This window comes from Algihabitans albus, assembly GCF_003572205.1.
Classification (GTDB): Bacteria; Pseudomonadota; Alphaproteobacteria; order Kiloniellales; family DSM-21159; genus Algihabitans; species Algihabitans albus.
In genome coordinates this window covers 37393-53064 of the sequence record NZ_QXNY01000010.1, presented here as the reverse complement: position 1 = coordinate 53064, position 15672 = coordinate 37393, and the positions used below count along the sequence as shown (strand labels likewise).

At 66.9% G+C, this 15672-nt stretch carries 15 protein-coding genes; 8 read left to right on the top strand and 7 right to left on the bottom strand.

All coding sequences use genetic code 11. From position 1 onward, the window contains the following. Positions 1-9 precede the first annotated feature (9 nt). Entirely contained in the window at positions 10-903 is an 894-nt protein-coding gene (locus tag DBZ32_RS20720; protein WP_208539353.1) for a D-ribose ABC transporter substrate-binding protein, read from the top strand. Positions 904-1108: 205 nt separating this feature from the next. On the opposite strand, the gene DBZ32_RS20715 is transcribed toward DBZ32_RS20720, so the two are convergent. The 7 genes from DBZ32_RS20715 to DBZ32_RS20685 all read right to left on the bottom strand — a co-directional run bounded on the left by DBZ32_RS20715 (position 1109) and on the right by DBZ32_RS20685 (position 7351). Then, the gene (locus DBZ32_RS20715; protein WP_119169167.1) at positions 1109-2356 is read right to left on the bottom strand and encodes an ABC transporter substrate-binding protein; all 1248 of its coding nucleotides are present in this window, start codon (positions 2354-2356) and stop codon (positions 1109-1111) included. A 102-nt stretch (positions 2357-2458) separates the two neighbouring features. Continuing rightward, positions 2459-3001 carry a carboxymuconolactone decarboxylase family protein gene (locus DBZ32_RS20710; RefSeq protein WP_119169166.1) on the bottom strand — a complete coding sequence of 181 codons (543 nt, stop codon included), beginning with the start codon at positions 2999-3001 and terminating at the stop codon, positions 2459-2461. After that, entirely contained in the window at positions 2949-3950 is a 1002-nt protein-coding gene (locus DBZ32_RS20705) for a branched-chain amino acid ABC transporter permease (RefSeq protein WP_119169165.1), read from the bottom strand. Before DBZ32_RS20705 ends, DBZ32_RS20710 begins: the two co-directional genes overlap by 53 nt. After that, positions 3947-4810, bottom strand: a complete 864-nt coding sequence (locus DBZ32_RS20700) for a branched-chain amino acid ABC transporter permease (protein WP_208539352.1) — start codon at positions 4808-4810, stop codon at positions 3947-3949. Before DBZ32_RS20700 ends, DBZ32_RS20705 begins: the two co-directional genes overlap by 4 nt. Next, entirely contained in the window at positions 4807-5565 is a 759-nt protein-coding gene (locus DBZ32_RS20695) for an ABC transporter ATP-binding protein (protein WP_208539351.1), read from the bottom strand. Before DBZ32_RS20695 ends, DBZ32_RS20700 begins: the two co-directional genes overlap by 4 nt. Beyond that, positions 5562-6362 (bottom strand): ABC transporter ATP-binding protein, encoded by an 801-nt coding sequence (locus DBZ32_RS20690; RefSeq protein ID WP_119169164.1) that lies wholly within the window; start codon positions 6360-6362, stop codon positions 5562-5564. The genes DBZ32_RS20695 and DBZ32_RS20690 overlap by 4 nt, the downstream gene beginning before the upstream one ends. An 8-nt stretch (positions 6363-6370) precedes the next feature. Further along, complete coding sequence (locus DBZ32_RS20685; protein WP_119169163.1) at positions 6371-7351, bottom strand: TauD/TfdA family dioxygenase; 981 nt, start codon at positions 7349-7351, stop codon at positions 6371-6373. 109 nt (positions 7352-7460) lie between these two features. Here DBZ32_RS20685 and DBZ32_RS20680 point away from each other — a divergent pair, with 109 nt between their 5' ends. From DBZ32_RS20680 to DBZ32_RS20650, 7 genes are all read left to right on the top strand, one after another. Then, positions 7461-8315, top strand: a complete 855-nt coding sequence (locus DBZ32_RS20680; protein ID WP_119169162.1) for a LysR substrate-binding domain-containing protein — start codon at positions 7461-7463, stop codon at positions 8313-8315. A 162-nt stretch (positions 8316-8477) separates the two neighbouring features. Further along, positions 8478-9533 carry a magnesium chelatase ATPase subunit I gene (gene bchI / locus DBZ32_RS20675; protein WP_119169161.1) on the top strand — a complete coding sequence of 352 codons (1056 nt, stop codon included), beginning with the start codon at positions 8478-8480 and terminating at the stop codon, positions 9531-9533. A 7-nt stretch (positions 9534-9540) separates the two neighbouring features. Beyond that, positions 9541-11340, top strand: a complete 1800-nt coding sequence (locus DBZ32_RS20670; protein WP_119169160.1) for a magnesium chelatase subunit D — start codon at positions 9541-9543, stop codon at positions 11338-11340. Between the two features lie 96 nt (positions 11341-11436). Then, positions 11437-12360: an alpha/beta fold hydrolase BchO gene (gene bchO / locus DBZ32_RS20665; RefSeq protein ID WP_119169159.1), complete on the top strand. Its 924-nt coding sequence runs from the start codon at positions 11437-11439 to the stop codon at positions 12358-12360. 50 nt (positions 12361-12410) lie between these two features. Next, positions 12411-13964: a phytoene desaturase gene (locus DBZ32_RS20660; RefSeq protein ID WP_456236570.1), complete on the top strand. Its 1554-nt coding sequence runs from the start codon at positions 12411-12413 to the stop codon at positions 13962-13964. A gap of 16 nt (positions 13965-13980) precedes the next feature. After that, a complete protein-coding gene (locus DBZ32_RS20655; protein ID WP_119169158.1) occupies positions 13981-15066 on the top strand; it encodes a phytoene/squalene synthase family protein in 1086 nt (361 codons plus the stop codon). 105 nt (positions 15067-15171) lie between these two features. Then, positions 15172-15669: a TspO/MBR family protein gene (locus DBZ32_RS20650; RefSeq protein ID WP_235830292.1), complete on the top strand. Its 498-nt coding sequence runs from the start codon at positions 15172-15174 to the stop codon at positions 15667-15669. The last annotated feature ends 3 nt before the right edge of the window (positions 15670-15672 follow it).

Sequence of the window (15672 nt, the reverse complement as noted above, 5' to 3'; positions counted from 1 at the left end):
GGACTGCCTGTGCGTAAGCTCATGTTGACGGCTGTCATCGGCCTGATGGCCAGCCCGGCCCTGGCCGAAGACGGCACCATCGGTTTGTCGGTGTCGACCCTGAACAACCCCTTCTTCGTCACCCTGCGCGACGGTGCCCAGGAAGCTGCCGGCAGACTCGGCCTCGACCTGGTGGTGGTGGACGCCCAGGACAGCGTCTCGAAGCAGGTCTCGGACATTGAGGACCTGGTGACCCGCGACGTGCAGGTGCTGATCGTCAATCCGACCGATTCCGACGCCGTCATGCCGGCCGTGCGCGGCGCGATCGAAGCCGGCATCCCGGTCGTGGCCGTCGACCGAGGCGTCAACTCCGTCGAGCTGGCCTCTTTCGTGGTCTCCGACAATGCCGCCGGCGGTGTGCTGGCGGGAACCTTCATCTGCGAGCAGATCGGCTCCGAGGGCAGTGTCGTCGAGCTCGAAGGCATTCCCGGCGTGTCGGCCACCCGCGACCGCGGCGCCGGCTTCAACGAGGCCATCGCCGAGAGCTGCCCGGACGTCGAAGTGGTGGCCCGCCAGACCGCCAATTTCAACCGGGCCGAAGGGTTGTCGGTGATGGAGAACATCCTCGTCGCCCAGCCGGAGATCGATGCCCTCTTCGCCCATAACGACGAGATGGCACTGGGCGCCCTGCAGGCCGTCGAGTCCTCGGGCCGCGACATCCTGGTGGTCGGTTTCGACGCGACCGATGACGCGGTCGGGGCGGTGGAGGAGTGCCGCATGGGGGCCACCGTCGCCCAGCAGCCCGACCAATTGGGCGCGCAGGCGATGGAGATCGCCAGCGAGATCATCGCCGATGGGCCTCCGGACGCGCAGGTCGACGTCTTCGTCGACCTGCGTCTGGTGACCAACGACGCCTGCGACTAAGCGTCGGCTAGAGCGCGATCGTCTCAGGCGGAAGCGCTTCGCTTCCGCCTGAGACGCGGATCGCCCTCTCAACTGATGGTGAGAGCAGGATCGCTTCGAGACGGAGTTGACCGTCGACTCCGTCTCGAGGCGTGAAATTCGCTCTAACCGGGCCTCCCCGAGGCTTTGTCTGGGAAGGGGCGACCTCTCAAGTGCCGGCGCCAGGTCAGGTGATGACCTGAACCTTCACGTTCTCGCCGTCGCGGATCACGCGATGGAGGAAGTGGCGGTTCACCTGGTCGCCCTGATCGTCGAAGTCGCAGTCCGATCCGGCGCCGATGAAGTCGATGTCCTCGCCCGCACGCAGCAGATCCAGCGCTTCGATCGGATCCATGGTCTTCACGCCGCCAGGGTTTGCGAGACCCATCACCTCTTTCGTCCAGACCTTGCCGTCAGCGTTGCCTGCCTTCTCGATCGCCAGTGCCGTCATCGACATCTGGTCGTAGGCATTTCCGGCGAAGAGGAAGACCGTATCCGCGGACTCGCCCATCTCCGTGAGGAAACGCTTGTAATTTTCGCTGTCGATCGGCGGCGCCGGCTGAAAGTGATGCACGCCTTCGGCGATTTCCGCGCCGACGTTCTCCAGGAACTTGCCGTTGGCGTCAGCGGCGATCGAGAGGGAGGTGATCGGCGTGGTGAAGCCGGCGCGGTAGTACTCCTTCACGATAGAGCTGAAGTCGGTCAGCAGGCCGGGGATGAACACGCCGTCCGGCTCCATGGCGAAGACCTCTTCGACCTCGGCGCGATACGACGGCTGATCGGGGTTGTAGACCACCTCCTTGACGATCTCGCCGCCGTTGCGCTCGATCTCTGCACGGAAGGGCTCGACCATCGAGATGACGAAGGGATTTTGCTGCGCCAGCACGGCCACTCTGTTCTGGCCGTTCTGCTGCATGATCTTCGCGCCGGCAGGTCCCCATTGCGTGCTCTTGGCCTGGAAGCGCCAGATGTGCCCTCCGTGCGGCTCCTGGGTCACGGCGTCGGCGGCGCAGGAGACCATCATGACCTTGCCGGCGTCGAGGATCAGCTGCTTGGAGGCCATCGCGATCGGGCTGCCCCAATAGCCGATGATCGCCTCGACCCGGTTCACCTCAAGCAGTTTCTTCGTGGCCGCAACGCCGGCGGTCGGAATGCTCTCCGAGTCCTCGATGATAAGTTCGATCTGCCGGCCGCCGAGCAGGCCGCCCGCGTCGTTGATCTGCTTGGCCACGAGACGCGCGGCCTTCTCCATTTCCGGACCGTAGGCGCCGGTCGCGCCGGTGAAGGGAATGACCATGCCTATGGGGATCGGCTCGTTGGCGGCGGCCGGGCGGACCCAGGGCGCTGCCACGGCGGCTCCGGCCAGGGCGCCCATGCCCTGAAGCGCCCGGCGCCGGGTGATGGAGGTTCGGGTGGATCGTTCGGTCTTGGACATCTTTCCTGTCTCCTCGTGAAACTCTGTTTTCTTTGAAGTGCTCTCCCTCGGCCCGATCTTTGCGGGCTCGTGTTCGTCGCGTGGTCAGGTTCGTGGCAATGGTCAGGCCTGTTCGGCTTCGGTCTCCATTTGGATCATCAGCGCGTCGTTGAAGCGGTTGAAGAAGCCGCAAAGGGCGATGCGCAGGGTCAACTCGACGATCTGCGCTTCGGTGAAGTGCGCGCGCAGCCGCTCGAACATGCGGTCGCGGATCCGCTGGGGCGTCTGGGTGACCTGGATCGCGTATTCGATGACGACCCGATCGGCCTCATCCAGTTCGGGGTGGTCGTCGTAGTCCAGGATGCGCGCGATGCCGGCCTGCGAAACGCCCTCGACCTCCAGGACGGGGGCATGATGCGCAACGCAGTACTCGCAGTCGTTCAGCTTGGAGACGACGACGATCGCCAACTCGATGTAACGCCAGGGCACGGCTTTCTCGCGCTTCAGATCCATCAGCAGCGCCGGGATATGCTCGACGGCCGCCGGCACGTGCGCCATTACCTCGACCTGATTGCGAAAGGGGCCGTAGGTGCCGGCGTAGGCCTCGAAGATTTCAGCGATCCGGGGCGGCAGCGCGGACGATGGGACGGGACTGACGCGGGCCATTCTGGTCTCCAGGTTGTGGCAAGGTGGGATGCGGGGCGTCCGGCCTGTCGAGCAGGCGGCCGGCGCTCAGGCGCGGCTCCCGGCCGAAGCCCTGCGGGTAGAAGATCAGGAAGAGGATGAGGCCGAGTCCGATCAGGATCAGGCGCACTGCGGCGAGCTGATCGGAATCGAGAACCTCGACGAAGTCCTTCAGGAAGCGGCTGCCCTCCAGCAGCACCATGACCGTACAGGCGCCGAGCAGGATGCCGCGATTGCTGCCGCGGCCTCCGGCGATCACCGCCATGAAGGCATAGGCGGAGACGATCGGGGTGAACTGGCTGGGGTCGATGTAGCTGAAGAAGAAGGCGTGCAGGGCACCGGCGATCGCGGTGACACCGCTGCCGATGGCGAAGGCGATCACACGGGTGCGCACCACGTTCTTGCCCAATGTCGCGGCCACGACGCTGTCCTCGCGCACCGAGCGCACCAGGCGCCCGAACGGCGAGCGCGTCAGGCGCTCGAGACCGAGGAAAACGCCGAACAGCACCAGAAGGCAGAGTCCGAGGAAATAGACTTCGTAGGACCCGGCGGGAACGAGATCGAAGAAGGGGCGGGGAATGCCCGGCAGGCCCAGCGCGCCGCCGGTCAGCCAGGCCTCGTTCAGCGAGACAAGGCGGACGATTTCGCCGAATCCCAAGGTGACGATGGCGAGGTACTCCTCGGCCAGTCTGAGCGACAGCAGCGCGACCAGGGCACCTGCCGCGGCGCAGATCGCGATCGCGCCGAAGGTCGCCGCCACGGGGCCGACCCCGGCCATGGCCAGCAGCGCGGCGGTGTAGGCGCCGAGGGCGAAAAAGCCGACGATACCGAAATTGACCATGCCGCAGAGGCCCCACTGCAGATTGAGGGCGAGCGCGAGAATGGCGGCGATGCTGACGAGGGTGAGGATGGTGACGAGGTAGGCGATCACCGCGCGATCCTCACTTGGCCCAGTAGTCCCTGCGGACGGAAGAGAAGCAGCAGTGCGATGGCGACGAAGCTGACGGCCTGTCGATATTGGGACTCGATGACGAGCACGGAGAGTTCCTGCACCAGGCCGACCGCAAGCGCCCCCAGAACGGCCCCCACCGGGCTGCCCAACCCGCCGAGAATCGCCGCCGCGAAGATGGTGATGATGTAGCTCCAGCCCATCATCGGATCGATCGCGCGGTCCATGCCGACCAGCACGCCGGCGATGACGGTCAGGCTCGCGGCCAGGATCCAGGTCCACATGATCGTGCGGTCGCGATCGATGCCGCGCGCGGCTGCCAGCGAGGGGTTGTCGGCGACGGCGCGCATGGCGCGGCCGAGGGGACTGTGACGCAGCAGCAGGTAGACCGCCGCCATGGCCAGCAAGGTGACGATCGCGGTGGTGATCTGCTCCGGGTTGATCCGCAGACCGGCGATACGGTAGGGCCGTTCGATCGGGATATCGAAGTTGCGGGCGAGATTGCCGAAGAACAGGCGGCAGACGTTCTCGAGGATGAAGGAGAGGCCCATCGAGGCGACCAGGAGCGTGATCGGACCACGGTCGCGCAGTGGTCGGAAGACCAGTTTGTCGCTCGCCACCATGATCGCCGAGAAGGCGAGGATGGCTGCGAAGGCCGCGGCCAGCAGCGGTAGACCGGCGAGCGTGTTGAAAGCCCAGGCCAGGTAGGCTCCGGCCGTCAGCATGCCGCCGATCGCGAAGTTGGGGAACTTCAGGATCGAGAAGATCAGGGTCAGCGCGACCGCCGGCAGGGCGATGATCATGCCGGTGATCAGGCCGTTGATGGCGAGCTGAGCGATCATGCCGCGCGGCCCAGGTAGAGTTGGTGCAGGTCGTGGTCGGCGAGCAGGCGGTCGGCCGCCGTGACCAGCCGCACTTCGCCGGCGACCAGCACCAGGGCCGTGTCCGAGAAGGGCAGGGAGGCCGCCACGTTCTGCTCGATCATGAAGATGGTAACGCCTGAGTCGCGCACCGTTCGCACGGCGGCGAAGATCTGCTCCACGAACTTGGGCGACAACCCCGCGGAGGGCTCGTCCAGCAAGAGCAGCTCCGGGTTCGCCATCAGGGCGCAGGCGAAGGCCAGCATCTGACGCTGTCCGCCGCTGAGGTTCCCGGCCTGCAACTGCAGCCGTTCGGCCACGTCCGGAAACATCTCCAGCACCTTGTCACGCTGCGTTTTCGTCGCGACGCGGGTAGCGTCCAGGAACTCGGTCGCGAGCTTGAGATTCTCGCCGACCGTCATGTTGCGGAAGACGTTGTGCTCCTGCGGAACGTAGGCCAGGCCGTTGTTCACCCTCTGGTTGGCGGGCAATCGTGTGATGTCGCTTCCGAGCAGATGAACCGCACCCTCCCGCGCGGGCACGAGACCTGCGACCGCCTTGATCAGCGTGGATTTGCCGGAGCCGTTCGGCCCGACGATCGTGAAGATCGCGCCCGGCGGCACCTCGAAGCTCACACCCTTCAGAATGTCGCCGGCGCCGTAGCCGACTCGCAGATCGCGGACCGAAAGCGGCGCTATGAGCGCGGACGAAGCGGATGCGGAGACGGCCGGCGTCACGCGACGCCTCCCAGATAGGCTTCGACCACCCGCGCGTCCCGCGTTACCTCCTGAAAGGAACCGCCGGTCAGGTTGCGGCCTTCCGCGAGGACGTCGACGCGATCGGCCAGCTCGGCCACCAACTCCATGTCGTGTTCGACCAGGCCGATGGTCAGTCCCTCGTCGCGCAGCTCGCGGATCGTCCGCGCCAATTCCCGGACCATCGGCGGACTGACGCCCGCCGCCGGCTCGTCGAGCAGGATCAGTTTCGGCTCGAGCATCAGGGCTCGCACGAGTTCGAGCAGCTTCTTCTGGCCGCCCGAGAGCCCGGCCGCCGGCATGTCGGCCAGCCGGAACAGGCCGACGCGCTCGAGCAGCTCCTCTGCGCGCCGGGCGAGCCGGCGTTCCTCGCGCCGGACCGTCCGGGGCATCAGGAAGGCGGCGAAAGGGCTCTCGATCTCGACCGGCTGACCGGCCAGCAGGACGTTCTCGAAGACCGTGAGCTGGGCCAGTTCGCGCGAGATCTGAAAGGTGCGCATCAGGCCGCGCTTGGCCCGCCGATAGGGCGGCAGGGCAGTCACGTCCTCGCCATCGAACAGGATCCGGCCGCTGTCCGGCCTGTAAAGGCCGCCGATCAGGTTCATCAGGGTCGACTTGCCGGCCCCGTTCGGTCCGATGATGGCCGTAATCGTTCCGGCTTCGATGGAGAGCGAGCAGTTGTCGACGGCGGTCACGCCCCCGAAGTGCTTCGACACACCTTGGATCGTGAGCAGGCCGGAGTCGGCCTGGCCGGTCGCTTCGCGCGGCACCACCGTCATACTCGCTCTCACCCGGGGTAGGACCTGTCTCCGCTGTCGCGGAGCCAGAGCCTGACGAGATGCCGGCGGCGCTCCGGCGCTTCGAAATCTTCGAACTGGGTACGGCTGTGACCGACGGTCAGGTTGTGGACGAACTGCACCTGGCCCGCCTCCATGGCGAAGTCGAACTGCAGGTCGGGATCCGCGAAGACCTGCTGAAGGGCGTCGATGGCCTGCCGCCCCTCCGAATCCAATTCCTCGCCGCGCATGGCATAGGCGTTGCGGACCTGATGCAGACCCAGCCTGGCCTGAACTTCTCCCGCCGCATCCACGAAGATCGGCGCGGCGAAAGTCGGATCCTCGTCATCACGGTGTTCGCGCTGCCGGTCGAACCAGAAGGGTTCGTAGAGGCGCGGCACGACCTGAGGTGCGCGCTCGAGCAGCGCCCGGTGCGCGGTCTGGAAGCTCATCACCCGGCTGCGGCCGCCGCTGCGTGCGGTCTTCAGGCAGAGCAGTCCGACCACCTCCGGCATTCGCGCGTTGTAGGCGTTATCGTTGTGGAAGGTCAGGTCGATGTTGGTCTTGTCCGGCCGGACACCGGAGCCGGGATCCGCCTTCAGGCCCGTATCCCGGACGTCGTAGATCATGGTGCCGTCGAGCTTCTGGGCGACCGGCCGGCAGACCAGCGAGGACAGCAGCCAATAGCAGGCCTTGGCTTCGTCGGAGGTCATCTCCTCGACCGGCAGCCGGTCGACCAGACAGAAGCGCGGCCCCCCGTCCAGCAGGCGCTGGATCTCCGCGGCAAGGCGGCGACTGGCCGGCAGCTCGAAAACCGACGGCGAGAGCAGGATCGTCGGCAGCGGACGGTGCCGGAGATGCGCGACGACGGCCAGCATCTCCTCGCGAACCTTGGCGTCGACGGGAAGCGTCACGCGGTCCAAGGCGATATCGCTGCGGACCCAGGCACTGCGTCCGCCTGTTCGATCGGAGGCCGATTGGGGTTGAGACATCTGGTTCACTCACGTCCGATTGCGCGCGCCGAGGCAGAAAACGCTAGTCGAATGGATACAGAAGCGGAAATGATGTTTCGAACTGTATTTCATTAGGAACTGTTATGTGATGCGTTACGATGTCGATCCGGTCCTGCTGCGCACGCTGATCGCCGTGGTCGATCATGGGGGGGCGACGGCGGCGGCACGGCAGCTTTCCCTGACCCAGTCGGCGGTCAGTCAGCATCTGCGGAAGCTGGAGGGACACCTCGCCTGCAAACTCTTCGAGCGGCAGGGCCGCCGCCTGATGCTCACGGCGACCGGCGAAGTGGCGCTCGGCTATGCGCGGGGCATTCTGCGCATGCAGGACGAGATGAAGGCACGCCTGGACCGGCCGCCGGTGGTCGGCACCGTCCGCCTGGGCACGCCGGACCTCTATGCCGCCTACCTTCTTCCCTCGGTGCTCGGAGAGTTCGGCCGGGCCTTTCCCGAAGTGCAGATCGAGCTGCGCTGCCGCCTCAGTCACGTCCTGCTCGACGACCTGGGGCGCGGCGAGATCGATATCGCGCTGGTCACACGCCAACCCTCGATGGCGGGCGGCAGCCGGGTGCGCGACGAGCAACTCGTCTGGATCTCCGGCCTGGGCCTCGACGCCACCGCCCGCAGTCCCCTGCCTCTGGCGATGTTACCGGCGGGAAACCTCTATCGGACCATGGCGCTCGACGCGCTCGAGAGGTCGGGGCGGCAGTGGAAGGTCGTCTGCGAGAGCGCGAGCATCGGCGGCCTCTACGCCGCCGTCATGTCCGGTCTCGCCGTCTCCGTTGTCGCGCGCAGCACCGTCACGGCCGACGTCCGGGAGGTCGGACGTGCCGAAGGCCTGCCCAACCTGCCGAGCGTCGAACTCATTCTCTACCGTGCGCCCAACGCGACCTCCGATGCCGTGCGCTGCCTGGAGGACTACATCCGCCGGAAACTGCGGGTCTGAAGCACTTCCTGTCGCCAGTTCGATTCTGGGCCGTCGCGGCCTCGAGAACGTGAGGTTGGTAAGCAAAGGCAGAAAGTATAGGTTTGCGGTTGTGCCGATGATCGAGAGACGGGGCAGGGAAAACAGCATGGGCAGTTGGCCGACAACCGGGGAGCCCGACGCATGAGTTCTGCGGCGAAGCGGCTCGCTTTCCCCTTTCCGGCGATCGTCGGGCAGGAGGAGATGCGGCAGGCCTTGCTGATTTCCGCCGTCGACCCCGGTATCGGCGGCGTTCTGGTGTTCGGCGACCGGGGAACCGGCAAGTCGACGACGATCAGGGCGCTGGCGGCCCTCCTGCCGGAGCAGCAGGTGATACTCGGCTGTCCCTATGGCTGCGACCCGGCAACGCCGCAGGGGCTTTGCCCCGTGTGCGAGCCTGCGGACCCGGCGCACGGTCATGAGCACCTCAAGCCGAAGGTGGCCAAGGTGCCGGTCCCTGTCGTCGATCTGCCTCTCGGCGTCACTGAAGATCGCGTGGTCGGCGCGCTCAACCTGGAACGGGCCTTGACCCACGGCGAGAAGGCCTTCGAGCCCGGTTTGCTGGCGCGGGCCAACCGGGGCTTTCTCTATATCGACGAGGTCAATCTCCTGGAAGACCACATCGTCGATCTCCTGCTGGATGTTGCGGCCTCCGGCGAGAATCTGGTCGAGCGGGAAGGCCTGTCGGTTCGGCATCCGGCCCGCTTCGTGCTGATCGGCTCGGGGAACCCCGAAGAAGGCGAACTGCGCCCGCAGCTGCTCGACCGCTTCGGTCTCTCCGTCGAAGTCACCACCCCGGAGGACCTGGACACGCGGATCGAGGTCGTTCGCCGTCGCGACAACTTCGAGCGCGATCCCGCCGCCTTCTGCGAAGTCTGGGCGAAGGACAGCGACAAACTGCGCCGCCGTCTCCTCTCGGCGCGCAAGAAGCTGAAGGGCGTCGAGGTGTCGGAGGCGGCCTATCGCCGGGCGGCGACGCTCTGCGTGTCGCTCGGAACAGACGGCTTGCGGGGCGAACTTACCCTGGTGCGGGCAGCGCGGGCGTTGGCTGCTCTGGAGGGCAAGGCGGCCGTTTCGGACGATCATTTGCGACGTATCGCGCCCTCCGCGCTTCGCCACCGCCTGCGCCGTGATCCTCTGGACGAGGCCGGTTCCGGAGTGAGGGTGGAGCGGGCCTTGGGGGAGGTCTTCGCTGCCTGACTCCGTTATGCCTGACTCGGCCGTCGCTCCTCCGTCCGAAGATCCGCCTCCCGGACTGCGGGCCTGGCGGACCGCCGGGCTGGCGGCGGCGGTTTTCGCAATCGATCCGAGAGGCCTCGGGGGAGTCGTGCTGCGCGCCCAGGTCGGCCCCGTTCGCACGCGCTGGACGGCGCTGCTGAAGGCCTTGCTGCCGGCTGATTTGCCGGTCCGGCGGGTGCCGGCCGGTATCTCCGACGACCGCCTGATCGGTGGGTTGGACCTGACGGCGACCTTGCGCAGCGGCAAGCCGGTTGCCGAGAAGGGCTTGCTGGCCGAGGCAGACGGTGGCGTGCTGGTCCTGGCCATGGCCGAGCGGTTGTCGCCCGCCGCGGCGGCGCGAATTGCCTTGACCCTGGACAGCGGCGAGGTGGCCGTCGAGCGCGACGGCCTGGCGGCCCGGCTACCGGCGCGTTTCGGCGTCGTGGCGGAGGACGAGGGATTGGCGGACGAAGCTCCGCCCGTCGTGCTGACCGAGCGCCTGGGTCTCTTTCTGGATCTCGAGCGGCTCTCGCTGCGCGACCTGGTCGAGCTGCCGCTGGATGCCGAAAAGGTGGCGGCTGCGCGCGCGCTCCTGTCTCGGGTCGAGGTCGGCGAAGGGACTCTCGAAGCGCTGTGCGGAACTGCCGTCGCCTTGGGCATCGCCTCTTTGCGCGCGCCGCTCAGGGCTCTGCGTGCGGCCTGCGCTCTCGCTGCCCTGAGCGGCCGGACTGAGGTCGAGGACGCCGATGTTGAAACGGCCGCCGCGCTCGTGCTGGCCCCGAGAGCGACGCGGGTGCCGATGTCGGCTCAGCCGAACGAGCCCGAGGAGGAGACGCCGCCGAGCGAGTCCGAGCCCTCGCCCGAGGAGCCTCGTGACGACAGCGATGCCGGCGAAAGCAGCGAACCCGATCTATCCGACAGGGTGCTGGAGGCCGCGGCGGCGGCGATTTCCAGAGGGCTGCTCGATAAGCTCAAGCTGGCCGGTCAGGGTCCGCGCGGAACGCAGACGGCCGGTACGGCGGGTGTCGCCAAGCTCTCGTTGCGCCGGGGGCGGCCGATCGGCGCGCATGCCGGACGGCCCAGGCCGGGTGTCCGGTTGAATCTGGTGGAGACTCTGCGGGCCGCGGCCCCCTGGCAGCGGCTGCGGCGGCCCGGTACGACGGGGCAGACCGGCGCCCGGATCGCGATCCGAGCCGAGGACTTCCGGGTCACGCGCTTCAAGCAGAGGAGCGAGACGGCGACGATCTTCGCGGTGGATGCCTCCGGGTCGACCGCCTTCAATCGCCTCGCCGAAGCCAAGGGGGCCGTGGAGCTGCTGCTGGCCGACTGCTACGTGCGCCGGGATCAGGTCGCACTGCTCGCCTTTCGCGGCAGCACGGCCGAGCTCTTGCTGCCGCCGACCCGTTCGTTGGTCCGCACCAAGCGCGCGTTGGCCGCCTTGCCAGGCGGCGGCGGAACGCCCTTGGCGGCGGGGATCGATGCGGCCGCCGGGCTCGGCATCGATCTGCTGCGGCGAGGCATTACGCCGTTGCTTGTCTTCTTGACCGACGGCCAGGCCAACATCGCCCGCGACGGCCAACCGGGCCGCCCCCAGGCCCGGGAGGATGCCGAGGCCGCCGCCCGCCGGCTGGCGAACCAGCGGCTGACGGCCTTGCTGATCGACACCTCGGCACGGCCCAACGAGAAGGCACGCTCGCTTGCCGCGGTCATGGAGGCGCTCTATCTGCCGCTGCCCCAGGCCGACGCGCGCAAACTCGATGCGGCCGTTCGCGCCACGCTCGCGGGCTGAGCTTCTGCTGTAACATACCGGCGGGCTTGGCTCCGATCCGGATGATCGGTTGCGAAAGCGCGGGGCAGAGGAACTGGCGGAACGGACCGGAAGCTGATGTTCGGCGAACGCTTGAGGTGGGAGAGAGACGGGCACGACTGGCCGAACCGGAAGGCCAGCCGGTTCGTGCAGGCCGGACGACTGCGCTGGCACGTACAGGTGCTGGAAGCGGAGCCACCGCGCGATGAGGCACCGGTGCTGCTTCTGCTGCACGGGACCGGTGCCTCCAGCCACTCCTTCGGTGATCTGGCGCCATTGCTGGCGCGGCATTTTACCTGTGTGATTCCGGATCTGCCGGGCCACGGCTTTACCGATCTGCCGCCGCTCCGGGGATTGTCGCTGCCGGCCATGGCGCGCGGGCTGCAAGCGCTTCTACGCCAGCTCGATCTTTCTCCCACACTGGTCGCGGGACACTCGGCCGGCGCGGCCGTTCTGGCGCGCATGTGCCTAAAGGACCAGATTGCGCCGGCTGCCTTGATCGCGCTCAACGGCGCGCTGCTGCCTTATCCGGGCGCCTCCAGTCCCTGGTTCGCGCCGACCGTCAAACTCGCGGTCTGGAATCCGGTCGTCCCGCGCGTCTTCTCCGCGCGTGCGGATGAGCGGAGCGTTCGGCGTCTGATCGCCGGGACGGGGTCGACCCTGAAGCCGCGCGGGATCGATCTCTACGGCCGTCTCGCCCGCAACTCGGTCCATGTGGCCGGCGCGTTGGGCATGATGGCCGGCTGGGATCTGTTGTCCTTGCGGCGTGCGCTGCCGAAGCTGGAGGTGCCGCTGGCGCTGTTGGTGGGGAGCGAGGATCGCGCGATTCGACCCTATCAGGCGCGTCAGATTCTCGAACAGGTGCCGGGTGCGGAGTTGATTCTCTTCGAGGGCTTGGGCCACCTGGCGCATGAGGAGGACCCTGCCGGCACGGCCGAGGCCATGCTGCGGGTCGCGCTCAAGCACGGCCTTCCGGTCGAGGCGACTGTCAAATTAACTTGACGGTCTTTTATGTAGTGACGGCTGGACGAATGGCCTGCTAGGCTTTCGTCATGCGCGCGATGGATATCAGCGGGCGCGACGGGGCATTGCCCGTCGACAGGCCGGACGAAGGGCGGGACGGGCGGCCCCACGCCGTGATCATCGGCAGTGGCTTCGGCGGCCTCGCGGCCGCCGTGCGATTGGGCGCGCGCGGTTATCGCGTGACGGTGCTGGAGAAGCTCGACGCGCCGGGAGGCCGCGCTTACGCCTTTCGTCAAGATGGCTTCGTTTTCGACGCTGGACCGACCATCGTTACGGCGCCCTTTCTGTTCGAAGACCTTTGGGCGCTTTGCGGCAGGCGCTTCGCCGACGACGTTACCCTGCAGGCGATGGATCCTTTCTATCGGATCCGCTTCCACGACGGCGCTCACTTCGACTATTGCGGCGATCCGGAGCGGATGCGAGCCGAGGTTGCGCGTTTCTTTCCCGGCGATGTGGCGGGTTACGAACGCTTCCAACGGGAGACCGAAACGGTCTTTCGCATCGGGTTCGAGGAATTGGGCCACGTGCCCTTTGCGCGCGTGTCGGACATGCTGCGCGTTCTGCCGGACCTCTTGCGGCTCGGCGGCCATCGCTCTGTCTACGGCATGGTGGCGAAATACCTACGCGACCCAAGGCTGCGCGTCGTCTTCAGTTTTCATCCCCTGCTGATCGGGGGCAATCCCTTCGCTGTTACATCGGTCTACACCCTGATCAATCACCTGGAGCGCAAATGGGGCGTCCATTTTGCGATGGGCGGCACCAACGCGCTGGTGCGCGGGCTGGCGGGCCTGATCGCGGGGCAGGGCAACGCGATCCGCTGCAACGCGGAGGTTGCGGAAATCCTGCTCGATGGCCAACGCGCCGTTGGCGTGCGTCTTGAGAGCGGCGAGACCGTCGCAGCCGATCTCGTCGTCTCCAATGCGGATACCGCCTGGACCTACAAACATCTCCTGCCGCAGGCCGCACGGAAACGCTGGCGCGACCGCAAGCTGGAGCGGGCGAACTACTCGAACGGTCTCTTCGTCTGGTACTTCGGCACCGACCGGCGCTACGAGGATGTGCTGCACCACACGATCCTGCTCGGCCCGCGCTATCGTGGCCTGATCCGCGATATCTTCCGGAACAAGAGGCTGAGCGACGACTTCAGCCTTTACCTCCACCGTCCCACGGCGACCGATCCCTCGCTGGCCCCGGAGGGCTGTGACGCCTTCTACGTTCTGTCGCCCGTACCGCATCTGGATAGCGGAATCGATTGGGCGGAAGCGGCCGAACCCTACCGCCGCAAGATAGAGGCTCACCTGGAGGCGACGTTGCTGCCGGGTTTGAGTGCGTCGCTGATCAGCCAACGCATGATGACTCCGGCCGACTTCGAGACCCGGCTTCTGAGCTACAAGGGCGCCGGCTTCGGTATGGAGCCGCGCCTGACCCAGTCGGCCTGGTTCCGGCCGCACAACGCCAGCGAAGATATTGAGCGCCTCTACATTGTCGGTGCCGGAACTCATCCGGGCGCGGGCTTGCCTGGCGTGCTCTCCTCCGCACGCATTCTCGATGAGGTGGTTCCCGATGCAGCCGCACTGGTCTGAGCCCGGCTTTCGTCCCATGCTGGCGCGGGCAGCCGATCGTACCGCTTGCCGCAGTCTGATCCGTCAGGGGTCGAAGTCTTTCTATCTGGCGTCTTTGCTGTTACCCGCGCGGATGCGCGAGCCGGCCTACGCGCTCTATGCCTTCTGCCGGTTGGCTGACGATGCGGTCGACGAGCAGGCCGGGGGGTGCGGTCTGGCCGCGGTCGCGCGTCTGCGGGATCGGTTGGAACGTGTCTACGACGGCCGACCGGAAAACGTGGCGGTCGACCGCGCCTTTACCGAGGTGATCGAGCGCTACGCAATCCCCCATGTCCTGCCGGAAGCTCTGATCGAGGGTTTTGCCTGGGACGCCCAAGGCCGCAGCTACGAGACTTTCAGCGACGTTTTGGCCTATGGGGTACGGGTTGCCGGGTCGGTCGGTGCGATGATGGCGCTGCTGATGGGCGCACGGTCTCCGGAGGCGGTCAGCCGCGCTTGCGACCTGGGCGTCGCGATGCAGTTGACCAATATCGCGCGCGACGTCGGCGAGGACGCGCGGGCCGGTCGGCTCTATCTCCCTCAGGCCTGGTTGCGCGAAGCCGGCATCGATCCTGCAACCTGGCTGGCCGCCCCCGGTTTTCAGCCGGAGATCGGCGAGATCGTCGCGCGGTTGCTCGCCGCAGCCGAGGGGCTCTACCTGCGCGCCGGCCCCGGCATTGCCGGCTTGCCGGCGGCTTGCCGGCCCGGCATCTACGCCGCCCGCTATCTTTACGCCGAGATCGGCCGGGAGGTGGCGCGCCGCGGCCACGATTCGGTCTCGTCGCGCGCCGTGGTCGCGCGGGGCAGGCAACAGGTCTTGCTCTGGCGTGCCTTGGCATCGTCGGCAGCGCCGACCAACGCGCCGAACTGCGCGCCCCTGGCGGAGGCGGGTTACCTTGTCGAAGCCGTTGCCGGTGCGCCGCTGCGGCGCCGTTCGGTCGGTGCGCAGAACCCCTGGTGGCACCTGGGGGCGAACATCGGAGCCGGCCTCGAGATTCTGGGGCGGCTCGAGGAGCGCGAGCGAGAGGGACAGGCGGCGGCTGCGGCGTCGTCTGGCTCCGTGGAGGCGGCAGGTCAAGGCTGACGCCGATCGGCAATCCCACGCCCGAACGGTAAGATGGCTTGCAGCCAGCGCTTTCTTTCCCAAGTCTAGCGTTGGCCGATTTTACAGTCGTACGCTGGACACACAGTGATCGAGACGCTGACCAACCCTGTGAACCTTGCTCTCCTGGGCTTCGTCGCGGCGAATTTCCTGGTGGCGATGAGCGGAGCCTTCTTCAAGCCGGGGGCTTGGTACAAGGACTTGCGCAAGCCGAGCTGGGTCCCGCCGAACTGGCTGTTCGGCCCGGTCTGGATGGTGCTCTACGGTATGAACGCCTTCGCCGGCTGGCTGGTCTGGCAGAAGGTCGGGTTCGAGGCCCTGGCCGTGGTCGTCTATCTGCTTCAGCTCGCATTCAACGCCTTTTGGTCCGCGGCCTTCTTCGGGCTGCGGAACATGCGTCTCGCGCTCTACGACGCCGGCCTTCTTTGGTTGGCCGTCGCCGCGAACATCGCGGTCTTCGCTCAGTTCGATACCAGGGCGGCCCTGCTTCTCGTCCCCTATCTTTGCTGGTCCGCTCTGGCCTTCACGCTGAACTACAGGATGGTGCAGCTCAATCCGGCAGCCACCCGGCAAGCGGAGGCTTGAGAC

What these genes read in the sequence shown, in the direction of transcription:
- DBZ32_RS20670 (WP_119169160.1), top strand. Translation starts at nt 9,541, where the DNA reads ATGCCTGACTCGGCCGTCGCTCCTCCGTCCGAAGATCCGCCTCCCGGA.
- DBZ32_RS20680 (WP_119169162.1), top strand. Translation starts at nt 7,461, where the DNA reads ATGCGTTACGATGTCGATCCGGTCCTGCTGCGCACGCTGATCGCCGTG.
- DBZ32_RS20655 (WP_119169158.1), top strand. Translation starts at nt 13,981, where the DNA reads ATGCTGGCGCGGGCAGCCGATCGTACCGCTTGCCGCAGTCTGATCCGT.
- bchO (WP_119169159.1), top strand. Translation starts at nt 11,437, where the DNA reads ATGTTCGGCGAACGCTTGAGGTGGGAGAGAGACGGGCACGACTGGCCG.
- DBZ32_RS20715 (WP_119169167.1), bottom strand. Translation starts at nt 2,356, where the DNA reads ATGTCCAAGACCGAACGATCCACCCGAACCTCCATCACCCGGCGCCGG.
- DBZ32_RS20660 (WP_456236570.1), top strand. Translation starts at nt 12,411, where the DNA reads ATGCGCGCGATGGATATCAGCGGGCGCGACGGGGCATTGCCCGTCGAC.
- bchI (WP_119169161.1), top strand. Translation starts at nt 8,478, where the DNA reads ATGAGTTCTGCGGCGAAGCGGCTCGCTTTCCCCTTTCCGGCGATCGTC.
- DBZ32_RS20690 (WP_119169164.1), bottom strand. Translation starts at nt 6,362, where the DNA reads ATGACGGTGGTGCCGCGCGAAGCGACCGGCCAGGCCGACTCCGGCCTG.
- DBZ32_RS20710 (WP_119169166.1), bottom strand. Translation starts at nt 3,001, where the DNA reads ATGGCCCGCGTCAGTCCCGTCCCATCGTCCGCGCTGCCGCCCCGGATC.
- DBZ32_RS20700 (WP_208539352.1), bottom strand. Translation starts at nt 4,810, where the DNA reads ATGATCGCTCAGCTCGCCATCAACGGCCTGATCACCGGCATGATCATC.
- DBZ32_RS20685 (WP_119169163.1), bottom strand. Translation starts at nt 7,351, where the DNA reads ATGTCTCAACCCCAATCGGCCTCCGATCGAACAGGCGGACGCAGTGCC.